This is a genomic window from Pedobacter sp. BS3 (assembly GCF_008274585.1).
Lineage (GTDB): Bacteria > Bacteroidota > Bacteroidia > Sphingobacteriales > Sphingobacteriaceae > Hufsiella_A.
On sequence record NZ_VTRT01000004.1, the window covers coordinates 297,634 to 317,772 of the forward strand.

22 protein-coding genes are annotated in these 20,139 nt (G+C 43.3%); 9 read left to right on the forward strand and 13 right to left on the reverse strand.

All coding sequences use genetic code 11. The features are described from left to right. Positions 1–26: 26 nt before the first annotated feature. The 8 genes from FW774_RS12975 to FW774_RS13010 all read right to left on the reverse strand — a co-directional run bounded on the left by FW774_RS12975 (position 27) and on the right by FW774_RS13010 (position 8,654). On the reverse strand, positions 27–1,292 hold the full coding sequence (locus tag FW774_RS12975; protein ID WP_149348624.1) for a murein hydrolase activator EnvC family protein: 1,266 nt from the start codon (positions 1,290–1,292) through the stop codon (positions 27–29). A gap of 41 nt (positions 1,293–1,333) precedes the next feature. Beyond that, positions 1,334–2,098 carry a DUF4292 domain-containing protein gene (locus FW774_RS12980; RefSeq protein WP_187774894.1) on the reverse strand — a complete coding sequence of 255 codons (765 nt, stop codon included), beginning with the start codon at positions 2,096–2,098 and terminating at the stop codon, positions 1,334–1,336. Positions 2,099–2,222: 124 nt separating this feature from the next. Continuing rightward, positions 2,223–3,947 carry a tetratricopeptide repeat protein gene (locus tag FW774_RS12985; RefSeq protein WP_149348626.1) on the reverse strand — a complete coding sequence of 575 codons (1,725 nt, stop codon included), beginning with the start codon at positions 3,945–3,947 and terminating at the stop codon, positions 2,223–2,225. 6 nt (positions 3,948–3,953) lie between these two features. Continuing rightward, on the reverse strand, positions 3,954–4,388 hold the full coding sequence (gene dut / locus FW774_RS12990; protein WP_149348627.1) for a dUTP diphosphatase: 435 nt from the start codon (positions 4,386–4,388) through the stop codon (positions 3,954–3,956). Continuing rightward, positions 4,389–5,882 (reverse strand): lipopolysaccharide biosynthesis protein, encoded by a 1,494-nt coding sequence (locus tag FW774_RS12995; protein WP_149348628.1) that lies wholly within the window; start codon positions 5,880–5,882, stop codon positions 4,389–4,391. A 111-nt stretch (positions 5,883–5,993) separates the two neighbouring features. Then, on the reverse strand, positions 5,994–6,278 hold the full coding sequence (locus FW774_RS13000; RefSeq protein WP_149348629.1) for an acylphosphatase: 285 nt from the start codon (positions 6,276–6,278) through the stop codon (positions 5,994–5,996). A 196-nt stretch (positions 6,279–6,474) separates the two neighbouring features. Next, on the reverse strand, positions 6,475–7,416 hold the full coding sequence (locus tag FW774_RS13005; RefSeq protein ID WP_149348630.1) for an NAD(P)H-dependent flavin oxidoreductase: 942 nt from the start codon (positions 7,414–7,416) through the stop codon (positions 6,475–6,477). A gap of 62 nt (positions 7,417–7,478) precedes the next feature. Beyond that, positions 7,479–8,654 carry an amidohydrolase family protein gene (locus FW774_RS13010; RefSeq protein ID WP_149348631.1) on the reverse strand — a complete coding sequence of 392 codons (1,176 nt, stop codon included), beginning with the start codon at positions 8,652–8,654 and terminating at the stop codon, positions 7,479–7,481. A gap of 138 nt (positions 8,655–8,792) precedes the next feature. Here FW774_RS13010 and rlmN point away from each other — a divergent pair, with 138 nt between their 5' ends. Next, positions 8,793–9,842, forward strand: a complete 1,050-nt coding sequence (rlmN, locus tag FW774_RS13015; protein WP_410522736.1) for a 23S rRNA (adenine(2503)-C(2))-methyltransferase RlmN — start codon at positions 8,793–8,795, stop codon at positions 9,840–9,842. A gap of 62 nt (positions 9,843–9,904) precedes the next feature. On the opposite strand, the gene FW774_RS13020 is transcribed toward rlmN, so the two are convergent. Both FW774_RS13020 and FW774_RS13025 read right to left on the reverse strand, forming a co-directional pair. Next, positions 9,905–10,123, reverse strand: a complete 219-nt coding sequence (locus FW774_RS13020; RefSeq protein ID WP_149348633.1) for a hypothetical protein — start codon at positions 10,121–10,123, stop codon at positions 9,905–9,907. A gap of 61 nt (positions 10,124–10,184) precedes the next feature. Next, positions 10,185–11,183: an aldo/keto reductase gene (locus FW774_RS13025; protein ID WP_149348634.1), complete on the reverse strand. Its 999-nt coding sequence runs from the start codon at positions 11,181–11,183 to the stop codon at positions 10,185–10,187. A 126-nt stretch (positions 11,184–11,309) separates the two neighbouring features. Between FW774_RS13025 and FW774_RS20445 the strand changes: the two genes are divergently transcribed. From FW774_RS20445 to FW774_RS13050, 6 genes are all read left to right on the forward strand, one after another. After that, positions 11,310–11,486, forward strand: coding sequence for a DUF6496 domain-containing protein (locus FW774_RS20445; RefSeq protein WP_187774895.1), 177 nt, complete (start codon positions 11,310–11,312; stop codon positions 11,484–11,486). A gap of 452 nt (positions 11,487–11,938) precedes the next feature. After that, positions 11,939–12,286 (forward strand): ArsC family reductase, encoded by a 348-nt coding sequence (locus tag FW774_RS13030; RefSeq protein WP_149348635.1) that lies wholly within the window; start codon positions 11,939–11,941, stop codon positions 12,284–12,286. A gap of 110 nt (positions 12,287–12,396) precedes the next feature. Further along, on the forward strand, positions 12,397–14,337 hold the full coding sequence (locus FW774_RS13035; protein WP_149348636.1) for a M1 family metallopeptidase: 1,941 nt from the start codon (positions 12,397–12,399) through the stop codon (positions 14,335–14,337). Between the two features lie 198 nt (positions 14,338–14,535). Further along, complete coding sequence (locus FW774_RS13040; protein WP_149348637.1) at positions 14,536–15,324, forward strand: hypothetical protein; 789 nt, start codon at positions 14,536–14,538, stop codon at positions 15,322–15,324. Between the two features lie 189 nt (positions 15,325–15,513). After that, a complete protein-coding gene (locus FW774_RS13045; RefSeq protein ID WP_410522737.1) occupies positions 15,514–15,801 on the forward strand; it encodes a hypothetical protein in 288 nt (95 codons plus the stop codon). A 107-nt stretch (positions 15,802–15,908) separates the two neighbouring features. After that, positions 15,909–17,159, forward strand: coding sequence for a hypothetical protein (locus tag FW774_RS13050; RefSeq protein ID WP_149348639.1), 1,251 nt, complete (start codon positions 15,909–15,911; stop codon positions 17,157–17,159). 87 nt (positions 17,160–17,246) lie between these two features. Here the strand turns inward: FW774_RS13050 and FW774_RS13055 are convergent, their stop codons facing one another. The 3 genes from FW774_RS13055 to FW774_RS13065 form a co-directional block, all read right to left on the reverse strand. Beyond that, entirely contained in the window at positions 17,247–17,747 is a 501-nt protein-coding gene (locus tag FW774_RS13055) for a DinB family protein (protein WP_149348640.1), read from the reverse strand. A gap of 83 nt (positions 17,748–17,830) precedes the next feature. Then, positions 17,831–18,520, reverse strand: a complete 690-nt coding sequence (locus FW774_RS13060) for a helix-turn-helix transcriptional regulator (RefSeq protein ID WP_149348641.1) — start codon at positions 18,518–18,520, stop codon at positions 17,831–17,833. A gap of 8 nt (positions 18,521–18,528) precedes the next feature. After that, entirely contained in the window at positions 18,529–19,308 is a 780-nt protein-coding gene (locus tag FW774_RS13065; protein WP_410522738.1) for an N-acetylmuramoyl-L-alanine amidase family protein, read from the reverse strand. A gap of 125 nt (positions 19,309–19,433) precedes the next feature. Here FW774_RS13065 and FW774_RS13070 point away from each other — a divergent pair, with 125 nt between their 5' ends. Continuing rightward, positions 19,434–19,745, forward strand: a complete 312-nt coding sequence (locus tag FW774_RS13070; protein WP_242457823.1) for a type II toxin-antitoxin system HigB family toxin — start codon at positions 19,434–19,436, stop codon at positions 19,743–19,745. Next, positions 19,729–20,085 (forward strand): type II toxin-antitoxin system HigA family antitoxin, encoded by a 357-nt coding sequence (locus FW774_RS13075; protein WP_149348642.1) that lies wholly within the window; start codon positions 19,729–19,731, stop codon positions 20,083–20,085. The genes FW774_RS13070 and FW774_RS13075 overlap by 17 nt, the downstream gene beginning before the upstream one ends. Positions 20,086–20,139: the final 54 nt, after the last annotated feature.

The following is a 20,139-nucleotide window of genomic DNA, read 5'->3' on the forward strand; positions in this document are numbered from 1 at the left end:
GACATTTTTATATGCCAATGGTTTATTTAATTTGCCAGCCAGCTTTGCGGATTCATTGGCTCGGCGCCCTTACGTATTTCAAAATGCAATTGTGTGGTACCGTCATCAGAATCGGTTAAAACCGTACCGATGGTTTGCTTTACACTTACCTTTTGCCCCTTAGATACGCTTGCCGAGCGTAAATTGGAGTAAACGGTAAAGTATTCGCCATGCCTGATCAGTACGGCATACATGCCGCCGATATTCTGAACCGTGCTTACCTCGCCGGAGAACACGGCCCGCACCGCAGCGCCTTCTGATGTTTTAATATCCACACCATTGTTGAACGTATTTACATTTACACCATAACTATGGTTACCAAAATCTTCTACGATAGTTCCAACCGCTACCGGCCAGGGTAATCTGCCGCGGTTGCTTAAAAAGTCGGATGACAGCTTTGCTGCTTCGGGTGTTGCAGCAAGAACGCTTGATCCCTTGGCTACGGGTTTTTCAGGAACCGCCGTACCGGTGGCAGCTTTAGCCCGTGCCGCTGCTGCACGTGCTTCTTCTTCGGCCTTACGTTTGGCAGCCTCTATTTCCCGGTTAATCGCATCGCGAATGGCACGGTTTAAACGGGCGGCCTCTTTTTGCTTTTGCGAAAGCTCTGCACGCAGGTTTTTCTCCTGCCTGGTAAGACTGGTCAATACTTTAGATTGTTTTGTCTTTTCTTTACCCAGCGTCTGCTTTTCGTTTTCCTCGTCAGAAAGCAAACCGCTCTTTTCTTTTTTATGATGATCGAGCTCTTTGATTTTTGCGTTAAGATCACGCTGGGTTTCCTGTATATATTTGGCTTGCTTCTGCCGGTACTCGCCGAACTGCTGCAGGTATTTTAATCGCTTATAAGCCTGGTTAAAGTCTTTGGCTGCAAAAATAAACATCAGCTTACTGTAGGCGCTTTGGTTCCTGAACGCAAAAAGCACCATACCGGCATACTCTTTTTTCAGCTTATTGAGCTGGCTTTGCAGGGAATGTACCGTATTGGTATTATCTGATATCTGGTTATCCAGCAAACGGATTTCTGAGTTAATGGTATTGATCTTTTGCTCACGCAAGCGTATCTGGGCATTTAATACGTTGATTTGCTTTAACGACAGGCGTTTGCTGCTTGAGGTTTTGTTCAGGCTGCTGTTCAGCATATTGATTTCGCGGGTTAACGCTTCCTTACGGCGTTTCAGCTCGGCACTGCTTTGCCCAAAAGTGTGCACGGTACAAAGTATGATGGAAAAAAACAGTAATCCTCTAACTAAACTCATAGGGGCAAATCTATCTAAAACCTTTAAATAATCCGAATTACTTAATTAACAGTTGTAAACCGTTGCGGCACTGAAAAGGGCAGATCTACCGGTTCATTAATAATTACCCTATTATAAGATAAGTCGATAGCTACAGTATGGCTTTCAACACCTGAATGAATTTGCACGGTATGTGGAAAAAACAAAGCTCCTTCGGGGCTGTAATCGTTATAATCTACCTTGAGCTCCTGGCTGGCAGCATCGTCTGTAATTTTGGTTTGCGTTACCTTGAACCGGGTGTTGAGATCGGTCGAATAAGCCAAATCCTGTAACATTCCCGCCAGGTTTATGCCAGATCCATTCGTATTAATTGTAGATGACGGGCTGATAAATTCCTGCACGCAATTACCTACTAAAATAGATTGCAATGTCTGAAAGTTGACCTGCTTATTGGCATAATTGTATATGAAGCTAAATGGCTTGACCGTATAGGTACTTTGCAGCCGGTTTAATACTTTGATGCTATCGGGTGTGATCAATGCTCTTGCTCCTTCTATTCCAAACATGGACACAGAAACCCAAATGGCTTCATTTTTCCGGATGCGCAGGTTCATACCGACATCATAGCTTTTACTGCTGATATCAAGATTAGCTTTTGCTTTTATATTGAGGGTTTTAAAATCCGACTGGTTCTCGCTGATGCTGTCTAATAACCGTTTTTTGGACAAGCTTGTTATATCTGTGGCTCCGCCTGTTTTTATGAGATCTTTTTTAGGCTTGCAGGCAAATACCAGCAGGGCCATACAGCACAATAGCAAAGGGCGCATGTCAAATTTTAGCCGGTTGGTGGAGACACCAACCGGGGTAGCCCGTCGTGGGCAGTGTGAACACTGCCCACAAACAGTGTGATAATGCGAAAATTTGAAATGTACCCCAACAGCAAATAGCAATTTATTCAAAGTATTTTTTCTCATTAATTTTACGTTGTAGCAATTCTGATTTTTCGCCATATTTTTGTGCCTGCAACCACTGTTTAACAGCTAATTCCGTTTCACCAAGTTTATACAAAATATCTCCGTAATGCTCGGCCTGAATGGCGCTGTTTTGACGGTCGTGGCTAATTGCCTTTTCCATCCAGATACGGGCCTGTTCATATTTTTGCTGTTTAAATAGTATCCAGGCGTATGTATCTTCAAAAGATGCATTATCTTTTTCAAGCCGGTTTGACTTGAGCGACATTTGCTCGGCCTTATCCAGCTTTTCATTTCTTAACGATAAATAATACGCATAATTGTTTAAGGCATAGGTATTTTCTCCATCTGTTTCCAGGGCTTTATCATAAGCCTGGTCTGATTCGGCAAATTTCTTTAAGGCATTATAGCTATCGCCTAATGTGGAGTATATTTGCGATAGCAGCGCCTTGTTATCCGGCTGCAGATCCAGGGCGTTGTTGAGGTACGAAATTGCTTTTTCATAATTTTTTTCCTGGCTGTAGCCAACGGCGGTATAAAAATACAGCACCGGCTGGTTAGGGAATAGTGACAGGGCTTCCTCACCATCGGCAATCACATCGCTGAAACTGCGCTGTCCCATTTCCAGGCGTATGAGCTGCTCCCACACCATGTACACACGCTTATTCAATGCTAATGCCTGCTTATAAGCCGCAATGGCTTCGGGATATTTTTGCTGCTGAAACAACACATCGCCGTACAGGGCAAAACCTTTGGCATCCTGCGGATGAACCTGGGTAATGATATAGGATAGTTCTTCCGCCTCGGCACGTACCTCGGTAATTTTAAAATCAGGGAAAAACGAAAGCACGATCCGCACCTTGGAATCAATGTCCATATCGGTGCTGTTAAATGCAGCTTTGAGCTCAATAAACGCATCGGCAGTTTTGTTCTGCACACGGTAGGCATCGGCCAGCGACAAACGGATATAAGGATTATCCGGATTTTCTTTTTTTGCTGTGGTAAGCAATTTCACCGCTTTATCGCTTTGCCGGGCTTTGATGTATTGCTCGCTTAGCTCCAGGTAACCGGCAATATCCTGCGGATTTTCTTTAACCTGCTTTTCAAGCTCGTTAATGGCTTTTTGGCCTCCCGCCTTCTGGTGTATGCGCTTGCGGGCATTCACAAGGTCGTCGCTTAGCCCAAAGTTTTTTTCTATGGTATCATAAACTTTATCTGCGTCGGCTGTTTTTTGCTGCAGAAACAAGGCGTTGGCCTTGTCAAAGTAATAATCTTCTTTTTGCGGCGACAATTTTATCAGCTCATCAAATACCGGAACCAGCGCCTGCATATTACCGGTCTGTTTGTAAATATCGGCCAGCAATATCCAATACCATTCATTCTCTGGCTTTACGGTTACCGCCTTGCGAATGAGAGCTTCGGCTTCCTGCTCCTTATTTTCGGCATGACGGATATTGGCCAGCTCATACAGGGCGGCATCATTGGCCGGGTCTGTTTTTAAAACGCGATCAAAAAAATCGGCGGCAAGCTGAAAATTCTGAACAGTTTTTGCCTGTAATCCCGAAAGAAATAATTCTTTTACCAGCATGCTGTCGGGAGCGCTTAATACCCGGCCGGGCACAATAATAGCCTGAGGCGGATTGTTATCCTGCCCCATACAAACCTGCGCCAGCAGGCAAAAACCGATAAAAATAACCTTTTTCAATGCCGATCAAACTCCTGTATGCCCATATCCTCCGGCGCCCCGCACGGTTTCGCTTAGCTCCTCTGCCTCGCTCCAGATCACTTTCTCATGTCTTGCTACAATCATCTGCGCAATGCGGTCGCCATGATTAATAACAAAATCCTGGTCGGATAGGTTGACCAGCAGCACCTTTATTTCTCCACGGTAATCCGCATCAATAGTTCCGGGTGCATTGACAATAGATATCCCATGCTTGTAGGCCAATCCGCTGCGTGGACGAATCTGAGCTTCGTAGCCTACCGGTAATTCAATAGATAATCCCGTAGGGATCAGCAGGCGTTGCAAGGGTTTCAGCGTAAGCGGGCCTTCTTCTAAATTGGCACGCAGATCCATCCCGGCCGATGCTTCTGTTTCATACGCCGGCAGCACATTCGACGAACGATTGATAATCCGTATATTCATTTATTTCTTCAGTAAAGCGGTTAACTCTTTTCTTTCGGCATACAATGTACCGATAATATATATCATCAGTAAAATATTTCCAATAACCAGGTTACGGCCAAATACCTGGAACGATAAAAATACCAAAACAATTGCACTAATAATATATGCCAGGTTTTTCTTTAGCCGGTAAGGTATAGGATATTTTTTCTGCCCAAGAATATAAGATAAGATCATCATGACGGCATAAGCGGCAAGCGATACCCAGGCGGCCGCCATATAGCTATATTTCGGGATAAGCATCATGTTTAATACAATGGTCAGTACGGCGCCTACTCCCGAAATGTACAGGCCGTACCGTGTCTGATCCGACAATTTATACCATATAGAGAGGTTCATGTATATGCCCAAACAAACGTAACCGAACAACAAAATGGGAACAACCGGAATGCCCGACCAGTACAGCAATTGGTCTGTGGCGTTTTTGCCTTTTATAAAATATTTCAATATTTCTATGTTGGCTACCAGTCCCAGGAATATGATACAGATCATGATGATGAAATAATTCATGATACGGGCATACGTTTCGCCGGCATTTTTATTTTTTGCATGACTGAAAAAGAACGGCTCGGCCCCCAAACGGAAGGCCTGTACAAAAATGCTCAGGAACACCGCGATCTTACAGCAGGCGCCATAAATACCCACGTCCTGCTGCTGGCTAAGCGGCAACAGCTTGGGCATCATCATTTTATCAATATTTTCATTGATGATAAAGGATATGTTTGCCACCAGAACCGGGAAGCTGTACGACAGCATATCGACAACCAGCGCACTGCTAAAATCAAATTTTAACTGTAATAATTCCGGTAGCAACATCAGCAAGGTTATAACGCTGGCTATGAGGTTTGAGATAAAGACATAGCCTACCCAAACCGGCTTATACCAGCTTGCCAGACTATCAGCGCCGATAAGGTGATGTTTAATGATGTATGGGATAACAAACAGGAAGAACAGGTTTCCGCCAACGAAGGTGAAAATATTGATGAGCTTTATCATCCCGAACCGCAACGGGCGACCGTCGGCACGCACCTTAGCAAAGGGAATTACAGCCAGCGCATCAACTACCAGGATCCAGATAAAGTATTTCACGTACAGCACATGGTCGGGCTGCACCTCACCTTTTTGAAGCCACGAAGCAATGTTCGGTGCAAAAAAATAAGTGGCCAGCAAAAACGTAAACGCAATGACCGCTATGATGATAAAGGTATTACCGTAAACTTTGGCTTTATTGTTACCCGGTTTGTTCAGGTACCTGAAAAAGGTTGTTTCCATACCAAAGGCAAGCACCGCGTTAAGCAACGATGCCCAGCTGTACATATAGGTAAATATGCTGTATATTTTTGGCGGATATACTCTTACAAATAATGGCGTAAGTATAAAGTTCAGTACGCGGGATATGACCGTGCTTACCCCATAAATAGCTGTTTGCCCGGCGAATTTCTTAATGGAAGACACGGAAAGGGTATTGAGTATTGGGTATTGGGTATTGAGTTGTAAGCAATACGCAGTGTACAGCCACAAAACTTCGGGATAGCGTATGGTGTGATGTATGATGTGTTGTTGGATTTACCATAACAGGTTCTTTTTTACCACTTCAAAGTTACGATAGTTTTTCATTTCACCTTCGGTGGATGTTACGCTGTCGACACGGGCCTTTTCGGGGCCTTCATGGCACCATTCCAGGAACGATTCCAGCGAAAAATCATCGCCTTCGGCTTCGATGTAAACAGAACCATCCGGCTGATTTCTCACAAATCCCTTCACGCCTAACTGGTCGGCAACAGCTTTGGTTGCTGCCCGGAAGAAAACGCCCTGTACTTTTCCTGTAACGGTTATATTAAGATGTTTCATGTATGCTGAGATTTTAGAAGTGAGATGATAGACGTGAGATTAGATTGTTGAATTGCCAAATTGTTCTATTGTTATTCATTGCTTGCCTAAACCTTGTGTTGTACTTTGCTCCTTATCTTGTTTCTCGCTATTCCTTCCGGACTTTCGGTCTTCCCAACTTTCGGACTATTTACTATGAACCATACGCCACAAAATCTCATATCTCACTAAGCAAACGCTTTTTCTCCTCCTGAAATTGTTGCCAGATCTCCCCGACAATAATTGCCGCAGGCTGGATATTATGAATCAAAGCCGATACCTGGCCTATTTCCAGCTCGCCATTTTCCATATCGCCGTTAAACATTCCTGCTTTAGCACGACCGATACCTAACAATTCTTTTAACTTTCCGGTATCGGCTCCATCCTGCTCGGCCTGCTGAACCCGTTCGGCAAACGGGTTTTTCAGCAAACGTACCGGAACCAGCTTTTTCATGCTCAGGCGGGTATCGCCTTCATCGGCAGCAACAATAGCCTCTTTAAAGTGCTGGTGCGCCGATGATTCGACACTTGCAGCGAAACGGGAGCCTATTTGTACTCCATCCGCACCTAAAGCCATCGCGGCCAGCATGGCTTTACCGCTGCCAATACCTCCGGCCGCAATTACCGGCACAGAAATCACTTCTTTTATAGCCGGAACCAAACACATCGTTGTGGTTTCTTCGCGTCCGTTATGACCACCGGCTTCAAAACCTTCAGCTACAACAGCATCCACGCCGCTATCTTCGGCCTTTTTAGCAAACTTTTTATTAGCCACCACATGCACCACTGTAATGCCTTTTTCTTTCAGATAACCCGTCCAGGTAGCCGGGTTACCAGCCGAAGTAAAAACGATCTTTACACCTTCATCAACAACTATCTGTATATGCTTATCTATTTCCGGGTAAAGCAACGGAATATTCACCCCAAAAGGATACGGTGTTGCCAGCCTGCATTTACGAATATGCTCCCGCAAGGTTTCGGGATACATGGAACCGGAGCCGATCATGCCCAGCGCCCCGGCATTAGAAACCGCCGAAGCCAGTCGCCAGCCGCTGCACCAAACCATGCCGGCCTGTATGATAGGATATCGTATCCCCAAAAGGGCACAAATAGTATTCATCACCGTAAAAGTGATATTTTAATTGCAAACGGGCAATAGAAAATGAGGATTAAGATGTTAATTTACACCAGCTTCTGAACTTCCGATTCGGCAGTCAGTTCCATACCATCGGTGCGGGTAATCAGGTTCAGTCCGGGTTTTTTACCTTTTTCTATGCTTCCAATAGTATCATCAATTTTCAGGAAACGGGCACCGTTCAGGGTAGCCCAAACAATGGTATCGGCAAATTTAAGTGAAGGAAAATGCTGATGCAGCGTCTTCAATTCAGACAAAATACACAATGCATCATTTGAAGCCAGGCTGTCTGTGCCAACAGTAATGTCAAAACCTTCTCTTATAAATAATTCCACTTTGGGCAAACGCCCACCGATATAGAGGTTCGCATTGGGACAAAAGCACCAGGTAATATCCTTGTCTAAACGCTTTAGAAAGTAAATATCCTTCAGGTTGGTATAAATATTATGCACCAGCAGGATACGTTGTTCCGGTGGCAGCAATGGCGTAATGCTTTGTAATGAATTGCGTGCCTGTGGCCTGAAAAAGTCAAGACTGATACCTAATTTTTTGTAAAGACCAATAAACTCCCCGGTTTTATAGCGGTATAGCTTGTTCTCTTCTTCGGTTTCCTGGTTATGTATGGAAATGGGATTCTGATCTGTTTTGCAGAAATGGGCAATAAACCTGAACAGCTCTTTACACACACTGTACGGTGCATGCGGTACTATCGATGTGGATAATTCTCCAAATTTTTCCTTTATTTCTATCGCGTTTCTGAATACCTCTTTCGCGTCATCGGGCTTAAAGCAGAGCGTTTCGATGTAGGTATGATAAAATAACCGGCTGGCCTTTTTTACCGACTTTGAAATGCTTTGATTGGAGATATCGCCAACAGCAACAATCCCATTTTTATACATTTCCTCATCTGCCTGCTGCATAGCCTGCACAATGTTATCGGCTGCAGCGTTGCGGTTGGCAATTACCTGCTGAATAAAATTGAGCAGCCCCTGTTCGCGTTTAAAACGTCCTCTGAGATGCGATAGCTCTAAATGGCAGTGCGAATTTACAAAGCCCGGGACTATAATTCCCTGCATCCTTTTAATATCCAGACCGAGCTTATCTGCTGCTATTGCAGTGTATATCTCCGTTACCAACCCATCCCCGTCAACGGCAACTACGCCATTTTTTATGGGAGCTGATGTAACGGGGAATATATAATCTGCCGAGTAATAATTAACCATAATTAGATTTAATGTAATAGCAGCAAGTTTTATTGAAACCGTGGCAAGATAAAATTTTGCTGTTATAACAACAATTTTTATGACAAATTGTAACAAACCTTCTCTGTTTCAAGGCAAAAGAATTAATACCTTTGCATTGTGAAGGTATCTATTAAGAAAATTGATATACGTGAGATTTGTTTTGATGATTTGAAGAAAAACGTCGTTGAAATGGGCGAGCAGGCTTTCAGGGCAAAACAGATATGGGAATGGTTGTGGGCTAAATCAGCGCAAAACTTTGACGAAATGAGCAACCTTTCAAAGGCTCTTCGCGATAAGCTGAGCAGCAGGTTTTCCATTAATAGCGTAGCCATCAGCCAATCGCAACTGAGCGCCGATAAAACCATTAAAAATACATTCCGGCTGCATGACAATCATATTATTGAGGGTGTTCTGATACCAACTCCTGAACGTATGACCGCTTGCGTGAGCTCGCAGGTAGGATGCAGCTTAACCTGCAAATTCTGCGCTACCGGTTATATGGAGCGCAAACGGAATCTTACCGCTGCCGAGATTTACGACCAGGTGGTACTTATCGACAAACAGTCTAAACAACATTATAACCAGCCCTTAACCAATATTGTGTATATGGGCATGGGCGAGCCTTTGCTGAATTATGCCAATGTACTGCGGTCAGTTGAGCGCATTACTGCCGACGACGGCCTGAACATGGCAGCGAAACGCATCACCGTATCGACGGCCGGCATTGCCAAAATGATAAAGAAGCTGGGCGATGACCAGGTAAAGTTTAATCTGGCCCTCTCTTTACATGCGGCAAACGACAGTAAACGGAATGAGATCATGCCTATCAATGAGCAAAATTCATTAAGGGCTTTGGCCGAAGCGCTGAAATATTATTACGCCAAAACCAAAAATCCGGTAACATACGAATATATCATATTCGACAACTTTAACGACGGTTTAACCGATGCTATGGAACTAGCTAAGTTCTGCAAGCATTTACCCTGCAAGGTCAATATCATTGAATATAACCCTATCTCGTTTGCATCATTTCAGAATGCGGAACAGGACAAAACAGAAATATTTGCGGAATACCTGCGGAAACAGGGAATTATTACCAATATCCGCAGAAGTCGCGGTAAAGATATTGATGCCGCCTGCGGGCAACTGGCTGTAAAGGAAAAGTAGGTTAGTAAATTGGTGTTATTTCAACAATACGTTAAATAACACCAATTCTAATACTTGAAATACTATTTTAAAATAGCAAAAACAGCTTTGAAGCCCAGTATAACACCTATAATAAACAGGATGTTAGATACGATGGCCAGTGCATGGCTCTCTGAAGCAAAACGCAATAAAACACCGGTTATCCCGATAATTACGCTGATGGTCATTAATACATAATGAGCCGGTTGATTAGCCTCTTTTACGCTTTCGCTTGGAGTATATGTTTTAGATTCTTCTGACATGACTAAAATTTTGGCGCTAAAATACAATTCGTGACCGAACTATTCAACAATTTCAGAGAATTTAAGCCAGGTCTAATTGCAATTTATCCAATTCTGATGTAATGAAGCTCATTTCATCTTCCGAAAGCTTTACTTGTATTGCCCGTGCATTCTGAACAGCCTGTTCTGCATTACGTGCCCCGACTAACGCAATGGTAATGCCCGGCCGTTGTACGGTCCACCGGATGACCAGTTGGCCCAAGGTCGCGTTCTTGCTGTCGGCAAGCGGCTTAATAGCATTTAAAAAGGCATCGGTGCGCCGGATATTTTCGTCGGTATAATATTTCAGTCCTGCACGGTGATCGCCTTCAGCAAATACATGACCAGGTTTTATTTTACCGGTAAGCACTCCACGTTCCAGCGGACTATATGCAATGATAGATTTATTATTTTCGATACAATATGGAACCACATCATTTTCAATATCGCGTTTAAGCATACTGTACGGAACCTGGTTAGAAGCCAGCTTAATGGTCTTTTCTGCCTCCTGCATTTGCTGTACACTATAGTTACAAACCCCGGCGGCACGAACTTTCCCCTGTTCAATCAGGCGGGCAACGGTCTCCATTGTTTCATCAATAGGAGTGGTTACATCCGGCCAGTGAATCTGGTAAAGGTCGATATAGTCTGTCCCCAAACGTTTCAGGCTATTCTCGCATTCCTGAATAATACTGTCTTTACCGGCATATTTGTAAATGTTAATATCCTGCCCGGCATTATTCTTACTGCGAAAAGCCAGGCTGCCTTTTGTCAAGTCCCAGCGCATACCGAATTTGGTAAGAATTTGCAGCTTGTCGCGATTTATTCCGCGAATGGCCTTACCCACAATTTCCTCACTGGCCCCCTGCCCGTAAATCGGGGCGGTATCGATAGTAGTTACACCTTCATCGTATGCCGCTTTTATCGCTTCTATGGCAGCATTACTGTCGGCCCCGCCCCACATCCAGCCGCCCGCTGCCCAGGCGCCAAATGTAATAACCGACGCCTGTATATCTGTTTCTCCTAATTTCCTGTATTCCATAACCTGATCATTTGTGTCCAAAAGTAACCTATATCATGTTGGCATTAAAGTAATCCGTAAATTCTTAACACTAATTTTACGATGCGTTGTTCATTAATACATGTTATCTATAAAAACGTTTTTATTATGGCAAAGTATTCTGAAAAAGCCCAGGAAAAAGTGCATAAAACCATGCACGAGATGAAAGAGGGCAAATTAAAATCCGGATCGGGAAAGAAGGTAACTTCTAAAAAACAGGCGGTAGCTATCGGCCTCTCGGAGGCCCGTAAAGCCGGAGCTAAGGTTCCGAAAAAGAAATCCTGATCAGAGAACCCCTGAGCTCGGTTAATAGCTCTGCTTAAAACAGGGATTAATAAAGGGTCACTTTCCTGTGTGTGCGAGATACCTGCTCGTTCCCGATTCCTGACATCCGGAATCGGGAACGAAAGCAGGTGCGTTATTGGTGATCTGCCGGTTGGTGGAGAAGCAACCCTGCAATTGATGACGGGATCATTGCGCCACAATCCCAACGTCCCGCATTTAAAATTAAGGGCTGACCAAAAAGCTCTCGTCAATATTAGGGTTACATCGTGTTTGATTAGGGCGCTCTTGAAGTGTCCCGGCGCCTCCGGACAAGCTATGCGATGTGAGAGCCATACCGCCTGCCGGCAGCCGGGCAAACTGTAGCTTGATTGATCAGTGTCTTGGGCAGCCTGCTCCTGAATTATATAGCAACGAACAACGGAAAACGAACAATTTTCTGCTATCTTAGCGTGATGATTGTATACGGAATAAAAAACTGCAACACGGTTAAAAAAGCGCTCGACTGGCTAAACGGGCATCATATTGATTACCAGTTTCATGATTTTAAGAAGCTTGGCGTTACCAAAAACAAGCTGGCTGAATGGGCTGAAAAAGCAGGTTACGAAACCTTGCTGAATAAACGTGGTACAACCTGGAAACAGCTTGATGCCGCTACACAGGCATCTATAACATCAGAAGATGCAGCATTTGAGCTGATGCAGCAAAAAACCAGCGTGATCAAACGGCCGGTTATCGAATACGATAAGGGCATCCTGATCGGTTTTGACGAGAAAGCCTATGAAAATAAACTTCTTAAGTAGTAAAGGGCCTTTTTCTGGCTCTTTCTTTATAATATAGCGTTGAATAATTTCCAATAACTAATTTTATGAGCAAATTGAAGTTTTTTATCCCGGCAGTTTTACTATGCTTCATGGCAAGTATAAGTGTAGCACAAAACGGGATGTCGGGTCAATCTGACGGAATATATGATTATAACGAGGTGTTTAAACCCATGTTTTACACTAAAGACGGTAACGAGTTGCGTTCTGCGAGTGGTAAGCCCGGGCCGAAATACTGGCAAAATAAAGCCGATTATCAGCTGCGGGCTACACTGCACGAAGATATCAATGAAATTGCAGGTACTGAAATATTGACGTACACCAATAACAGCCCGGATGAACTATCATTTTTGTGGATGAACCTGGATCAAAACCTGTTCAAAGACAATTCACGCGGTGAAGCTATTGTGCCCATAACCGGCAGCCGTAACGGGCATCACGGTCAGCAGTTCAATGGCGGATTTAATATAAAGTCGGTGACATTGCTTGGTGCAGGAAAAAATCAGGCCGAAACACCGCTCAAATATCTTATTGACGATACCCGGATGCAGGTTTTTCTGCCATCGTTGCTGAAAAGCAGGGGTGGCCAACTGAAGTTAAAAATAGAGTTTTCCTTCATTTCGCCCGATTACGGTTCAGACCGGATGGGCGTAGTTCAAACCGCCAATGGTAAAATATTTACGGTAGCCCAGTGGTATCCGCGGATGTGTGTGTACGACGATATCTCAGGCTGGAATACGATTCCGTACACCGGCCCCAGCGAATTTTACCTGGAATACGGCGATTTTGATATGTACATTACTGCGCCGGCAAATCACATTGTGGTAGGTTCGGGTCAATTGCAAAACCCGGAAGAAGTTTACACCACGCAGCAGCTGCAACGCTGGAAACAGGCAGCACAAAGCGATAAAACCGTACTTGTGCGTTCTGCGTCGGAAGTTACCCAGGCATCATCGCGTCCTGCCGGAAAAAAGCAATTAACCTGGCATTTTAAGGTCAGCAATGCCCGCGATGCTTCCTGGGCGTCATCGCCGGCCTTTGTGATCGATGCAGCCAGAATTAACCTGCCAAGCGGTAAAAAATCACTGGCTATTTCAGCATACCCGGTTGAGAGCGCTACCGATACTGCCTGGAATCGCTCTACCGAATACACCAAAAAAAGCATTGAATATAACTCGGCCAAATGGTATGAATATCCGTACCCGGCGGCTACGAATGTGGCGGGCAATGAAAATGGTATGGAATATCCCGGCATTGTTTTCTGTAATCTGAGATCGTCTAAAGCACGCTTATGGGGCGTAACCGATCATGAATTCGGGCATACCTGGTTCCCGATGATCGTTGGCTCGAACGAGCGCTTATATGGCTGGATGGACGAAGGCTTTAATACTTTTATTAACTCATTGAGCACCGATAATTTTAATAATGGCGAATATCGCGATCCCGAAATTGACATGCATAAAGCTGCCCGGGTATATTGTAATCCGGTACTGGAGCCAATAATGAGCAGTCCCGATAATATGAAAGAAAAGCATATTGGTACGTTGTGCTATCGAAAACCTGCTGCCGGGCTAACCTTGCTGCGGGAACAGATACTGGGAACAGAGCGGTTTGACCGGGCATTTAAAACCTATATTGAGCAATGGGCATACAAGCATCCTGCGCCCGATGATTTTTTCCGTACCATAGAAAATGTGGCCGGCGAGAACCTGAGCTGGTTCTGGCGTGGCTGGTTCTATAATAACTGGAAGCTCGACCAGGCTGTCAGGCAGGTAAATTACGTTAACGATGACCCGAAGCAGGGAGCGCTGATAGCTATTGATAACCTGGAAAAAATGGCTATGCCGGTTATTATAGAGATTAAAACGGTTTCCGGGAAAGTTAACAGGGTTACCTTACCCGTTGAGATCTGGGAGCGTAATAGTACCTGGACATTTAAATATCCTTCACAGGAGCCGGTCTCGTCGGTAGTTATTGACCCGGATCATGTTTTCCCGGATTATAATTCTGAAAATAATACGTGGAGCAGGTAGTGCTAAGTAAAAATTCAAAACTCAAAAGTTAAAATTCAAAAGCTAAGCGCAGTGAGATCCTCCGGGTAATTTCGGGGTTCGGAATGAAAACAGGCAGGCCTTTGATAGAAATGCATTTCCCTGAAAAGTAAAATTTTTTCTTTCAGGATGAAAGAGAATTTTACTTTTGCTTTAACCGATCATAAAAAAAATAGGGGAATGAAATACATCTTTACAAGCATGGCCATGCTGCTGGCCTGGATGGCCTATGGCCAGGCAAACTACCAGCCCGGATTTGTAGTAACCACGCAAAACGATACACTGAAAGGATTTATTGATTATAGGGAATGGAATAATAATCCCGCATTCTTTTTATTTAAGCCGGCGCCCGATAGTGAGATAAAGAAACTTGGCGTTCGGGATGTAACTTATATTAGCATTGATAGCATGGATGCTTATCGTGCCATGATTATTCCTATCAGTAAAGACAGAATTGATGGCGACCTGTCATCAGGGGTAGATACCAGTAGTGTAATTGACACTGTGTTTCTGAAAACGGTATATCAGGGGCCGAAAGTTAAGCTGCTCTCTTATACAGATAAAATAAAATCACGTTACTATATACAGCATAATACAGACGCTGCTCCGGTAGAACTGGTATACCGGCAATACTATAATAAAGGGAGCGAAAGAACGATAACTATTGTAAGAGGATATCAAAAGCAATTGATCGCTGCTGCAATGCAGGCAAAAAATTACACTGCCGATGTTGAGAATGCCATTCGGTTTGCTGGTTATACGGCAGCAGATTTAATAAAATGTGTTGCAAAAATAAACGGCGACAACCGGGCTAAAGTTAAAAGATACGATCTGTCGCGTATCCGCTGGGTAATTGGAGCCGGCATTAATGCAAGCACAGCTTATTATAAAGGAGATCATGACCTGGCCGCACCGGATGCAGTTAACAAAACCTCTTATCTGCCTGTAGCCTCCGTGAGTTTAGATTGATTATTTAATCCCAATATTGGCCGGAGTATATTTCGTATAGAGTTATCCGGCTCGGTTTCTAAACCAGAGATCAGTGCAAACACATCGGGCGGAAAAGTAGAGCATAACCATTCTTTTACACAATATACGGTTTCTCTTGCTCCTCAATACATCTATAATATCTATAACAAGAAACAACTGAAATTTTTTATGGGTACAGGCCTGTCATTTAATTGGTCTCAATATCAGCATAATATCAGTACTACAAACCGTTATTCATCATCAGGAGTATCAACAACTTACCCTGCTGTTAAGCTTGAGCCATATTGGTGGAGTGTACCGGTTAAAGCAGGCATTATACTTAAACGTAATTACGGTATTACAGTTGCCTATTTGCAGCCGCTTATTCCGATAACCAATTATGTATATTATAAAGTTAATAACCGGATGATGCAGGTATCGTTTAGTTATTTTTTGAATAAATCGGCATCCAAATAAAAACAGGGAAGGGGCTTACAGGATCATTATACTCCATAATGCCAGCATCCTTTCTCAATAAAAATAGAAATGTTTTTTTCAGATAGATATTAATTAACAATGAGGGAATGAAATATATTTTTACAAGTATGATCATGGCTTTGGCCAGCTTTGTTTATGGCCAGGCAAACTACCAGCCCGGATTTGTAATAACCACGCAAAGCGATACACTGAAAGGTTTTATTAATTACCAGGAATGGAATAATAATCCTAAGAAAATTGCATTTAGAAAAACGCCCGATGGAAAAACAATTGAATTTACGCCGCAAACCATTAGGGGATTTAATGTTTCGGATTTAGAAATATACAAAAGTGCCATAGTTTCAATCAGTACAGACAAGGTTAGTGATTTGTCTTTGTTATCTACAGGAGCAGATAGCACGAGTATAACTGATACGGTGTTTTTAAAGGTGCTATATCCTGGTAAAAAGCTGCTGTTGTATGCCTATATAGATGAAATAAAACCTCGTTATTATATTCAAACTGCCGAAGATCATACTCCCAAAGAATTAACCTACCGTGAATACTATGATTCGGCCTCTAAAGTTGTTACCAAAAGGAAATACCAGCAACAGCTTATTCTTATCGCTATAAAATTAGGAGTATATAACGCTGATATAATGAACACTATAGCAGGCACAGGCTATAATGCCCAGGATCTGAAAAAATGTGTGATGCAGATTAATGGCGACAGCGAAAAAAGGAAGAACGGTTCAGCATCGCATATTCGTTGGATTGTAGGCGCAGGAATAAATGCAAGTACGGCTTATTACAAAGGCGACAATGCTTTAGCGGGGGTAAATGCAACAAGTAAGGCGTCTTATACGCCGCAAATTTCGGGTGGATTAGATTGGCTGTTCAATCCAAATACAGGGCGTAATCTTATTCATTTTGGCTTGTCCGCTTTGGTATCTAAGCCCGAAATAACTTTGGGAAAACCTGGTGATAATGTTTTTTATAAACATTCATTTACGCAATATACTTTATCCTTTTCTCCGCAATACGTTTATAATATTTACAATAAAGAGGCTTTTAAATTTTTTGTGGGTACCGGGTTTGCCATAAATCTTTCTAAATATTATAACAATAAAAACCTTACCGTATACTCAAATAATTCAGCAACGTACGACCATCCCGTTGATCTGCAACCTGCTTGGTTAAGTATTCCTGTAAAAGCAGGGGCTTTAATTAACCGTAATTATGGATTCACGCTAACCTATCTGGCTCCGGCCGGTTCTATAACAAACTACCTGTTTTATGGTATTTATAACAGAATGATACAGGCATCATTTAACTATGTGCTTGGTAAGCATAAATAGGTACCGATAATAATACCGGCAAACGGCCTCGTGTCTCTATAAACACAAGGCTGTTTGCCGTATCTGAGCGACTGTTTTGGAATGGCATTAACTAAAATCAGATTCATCAGCGCTGGGGCCATAGCTGCCTGGGAGGGGAATGTCCAGCAGGCGAAGATAAACGCCTAATTGAGCCCGGTGGTGTACAATCTGGCAAAAAGCCATACGGATAACCTCATACCTGGTTGAAGTGCTGTATATTTCATCGCCGTTGCGTAAGGTCCAGCTGCCGGTAAGGTCGCTTTCCTGTGCTTTTTCCAGATGGGCTTTTCCGTCGGCCCAACACTCTTCAAAGTAGTTTACCAGCTCTTCGGTACTTTTAATGTCTTTGGGGTTGTACGGGCTGCTGGCAAAATCAAGCTCTGAAGTGGTTAATGTCATGGTTACCCATGAGGGTAGTTCGGCCACATGCGTAGCCAGCCGTTTCAGGATCATGCTTTTGGGATGAGGCTGCCAGTTGAACTTATCGGCGGGTACACGGCTTAGCATTTTACGGGTTGTCTGAGCCTCCTGCTCCATTTCTTTCAATAATAATTCAATGATTTGCATAACAGTATTTTTTAATAGTTACTGCAAAGCAAACCGCCCGCACTGACAACCCTATGGCAGTGTATTTTGAAACATGAAAAAAACTAATAATTCACCGGCAGAAACTCCATATACTCGTTCAGCGTAATATGATCAGTTTTGCGGAAAGGTATATCCAGGTTGCGGATCTTCTGGATACGTGATACCCGGAAATCGCGGTATTCATTACGTTTGTGACACCAGGCAATTAAATGCCAGTTTAAGGCGTAAAATACTAATCCGATAGGCTCAAGCTCACGACGGCTGATCTCATCCTGGCTGTTCCTGTAATCAATATCAATTATCTTTTTTGCTGATATGGCATTTTGAAGCGCAGACAAATAGTTAAAATTATAGTTAAAGCAGGACGGAAGCTGTAATCTGATGTTTTCATTCAGGGCTTCGAGCTTTTCTTTCTGCGCCGATCGTAATACGGCCTTGATCTTATTCAAAGCGCTGGCATAATAGGTCTGTATGGATTTGTCTGTAAATCCGCTGACAAGCGATTCTATTAACAGCAGGGCATTGGCTTCTTCGGTGTTAAACGATACGGGCTGTAAAAAATATCCTTCGGCCAGGAAATAACCTTTGTTCGGTTCAAATCCTACCGGGATTCCCTGCTCGTTCAGCGCCCGTATATCCCGGTAAACGGTTCGGATGCTGATATCAAACGTTTGGGCTATGGTTTCGGTAGTGACATATTTTCGCGATTGCAGCAACGTGGATATTCCAAAAAGTCTGTCAATGCGGTTCATGATATTGCTTACTCGGCCTGTAATTTGTATGCTTTTATACCATTAAGCAGGTTGCTGATCACTTCTTCCTGGCCTTTTTCAGAATTGAGATAATCTTCTTCTTCGGTACTGCTAATATACCCAATTTCTGTAAGTACAGCGGGCATGCCGGCACGGGCCAGCACGGCCAGGCTTTGTTCCCGTACGCCGCGGTCTATACGTCCGGCCGCTTTGAACTGATCCTGGATATAGGTTGCCAGCGCCAGGCTTTGCTTGCGGAACTGGTTTTTCATGAGCGACAGGATGATGATACTTTCCGGGTCTTTCGGATCGTAACCACCATAATTGTCTTTATAATCTTTTTCAAGCAGGATAGAGGCGTTTTCGCGTATGGCGACATCCTGCTCATTTAAGCGGTTAAACCCCGATACCAGCGTTTCAGCGCCCCGGTATGAGCTTCTGCCCGGCGTTTTATAGGGGAGGGAATTACAGTGGATGGAAATAAACAGATCGGCTTTTGCATTGTTGGCTATGCCAATACGGTCGTATAATTTTACATAAACATCGGTGGTGCGGGTATAGATTACCTTCACATCCGGCAGCTCTTTTTTAATGGCTTTGCCTAAACCAAGCGCTATTTTAAGCGCTACGTTTTTCTCTTTGGAATAGGCGCCCGATGCACCGCTGTCTTCGCCGCCGTGACCGGCATCAATAACAATGGTTTTTACCTTGCCGGATAAGCTTTGTGCATGAACTGCAACGCTGCAAATACATAAGAAATAAAGGAGGATTGTCTTTAAGCCGTTCAAAACTGTAGTATTTATAGTTACGTATCTGGCCGGCAAATATACTGATGTTTATCTAACGTATAAACCGGAGAGGCTGAAAGATAATTAAGAATTGGAATGTTACCATTTTGGTAATATATTTGTATATGCGAATAATCGCTAAAAAGACACTGGTTGGATTTTATCAGGAAAATGCTTCGTCTAAAAAGCATTTAGAGGCTTGGTTTAAGGAAGCGGAGGATAGTAATTGGGAGAAACCGGGAGATATAATTAATGATTATCCTTTTGCGGATGTGATTACGGGAAAGAGGTTTGTGTTTAATATTAAAGGCAATGATTTCAGGTTAATTGCAGATATTGAGTTTCGGTTGAAAATAGTATTTATTGTATGGATTGGTACGCATGCTGCGTATGATAAAATTAATGTTAAGGAGATTAAGTATGTTAAGGCTCATTAAAACCGAGGAAGAATACGAAAATGCACTTGAAGATGCATATAGCCTCATGCAGCGAGATAATTTAGAAGGTGAAGATCAAGACAGGCTGGAACTTTTAACGCTTTTAATAGAACATTATGAGAAAGAGCATTACACGGTTATGCCTCCAAATCCCATTGATGCAATAAAGTTCAGGTTGGAACAATTAGGCAAACCGGAAACAGAACTCTCGAAGATTTTGGGCGCCAGAAGCCGGCAGTCTGAAATACTGAGCGGCAAACGTAAACTAAGCTTAGAAATGATTCGGCGGTTACACGACGCTTTGGGAATACCTGCGGTAAGCTTAATTGGTAAGTATTGATGTATGAAAATAATAAACGCTGCCCGGAATATTCCGGCAGCGTTATTAAAAGGG

Bases quoted from the DNA above. Each gene is read 5' to 3' on its own strand.
- FW774_RS12975 (WP_149348624.1), bottom strand. From the start codon at position 1,292: ATGAGTTTAGTTAGAGGATTACTGTTTTTTTCCATCATACTTTGTACC.
- FW774_RS12980 (WP_187774894.1), bottom strand. From the start codon at position 2,098: ATGCGCCCTTTGCTATTGTGCTGTATGGCCCTGCTGGTATTTGCCTGC.
- dut (WP_149348627.1), bottom strand. From the start codon at position 4,388: ATGAATATACGGATTATCAATCGTTCGTCGAATGTGCTGCCGGCGTAT.
- FW774_RS13000 (WP_149348629.1), bottom strand. From the start codon at position 6,278: ATGAAACATCTTAATATAACCGTTACAGGAAAAGTACAGGGCGTTTTC.
- FW774_RS13005 (WP_149348630.1), bottom strand. From the start codon at position 7,416: ATGAATACTATTTGTGCCCTTTTGGGGATACGATATCCTATCATACAG.
- FW774_RS13010 (WP_149348631.1), bottom strand. From the start codon at position 8,654: ATGGTTAATTATTACTCGGCAGATTATATATTCCCCGTTACATCAGCT.
- FW774_RS13020 (WP_149348633.1), bottom strand. From the start codon at position 10,123: ATGTCAGAAGAATCTAAAACATATACTCCAAGCGAAAGCGTAAAAGAG.
- FW774_RS13025 (WP_149348634.1), bottom strand. From the start codon at position 11,183: ATGGAATACAGGAAATTAGGAGAAACAGATATACAGGCGTCGGTTATT.
- FW774_RS20445 (WP_187774895.1), top strand. From the start codon at position 11,310: ATGGCAAAGTATTCTGAAAAAGCCCAGGAAAAAGTGCATAAAACCATG.
- FW774_RS13030 (WP_149348635.1), top strand. From the start codon at position 11,939: ATGATTGTATACGGAATAAAAAACTGCAACACGGTTAAAAAAGCGCTC.
- FW774_RS13035 (WP_149348636.1), top strand. From the start codon at position 12,397: ATGGCAAGTATAAGTGTAGCACAAAACGGGATGTCGGGTCAATCTGAC.
- FW774_RS13040 (WP_149348637.1), top strand. From the start codon at position 14,536: ATGAAATACATCTTTACAAGCATGGCCATGCTGCTGGCCTGGATGGCC.
- FW774_RS13045 (WP_410522737.1), top strand. From the start codon at position 15,514: ATGGGTACAGGCCTGTCATTTAATTGGTCTCAATATCAGCATAATATC.
- FW774_RS13050 (WP_149348639.1), top strand. From the start codon at position 15,909: ATGAAATATATTTTTACAAGTATGATCATGGCTTTGGCCAGCTTTGTT.
- FW774_RS13055 (WP_149348640.1), bottom strand. From the start codon at position 17,747: ATGCAAATCATTGAATTATTATTGAAAGAAATGGAGCAGGAGGCTCAG.
- FW774_RS13060 (WP_149348641.1), bottom strand. From the start codon at position 18,520: ATGAACCGCATTGACAGACTTTTTGGAATATCCACGTTGCTGCAATCG.
- FW774_RS13070 (WP_242457823.1), top strand. From the start codon at position 19,434: ATGCGAATAATCGCTAAAAAGACACTGGTTGGATTTTATCAGGAAAAT.
- FW774_RS13075 (WP_149348642.1), top strand. From the start codon at position 19,729: ATGTTAAGGCTCATTAAAACCGAGGAAGAATACGAAAATGCACTTGAA.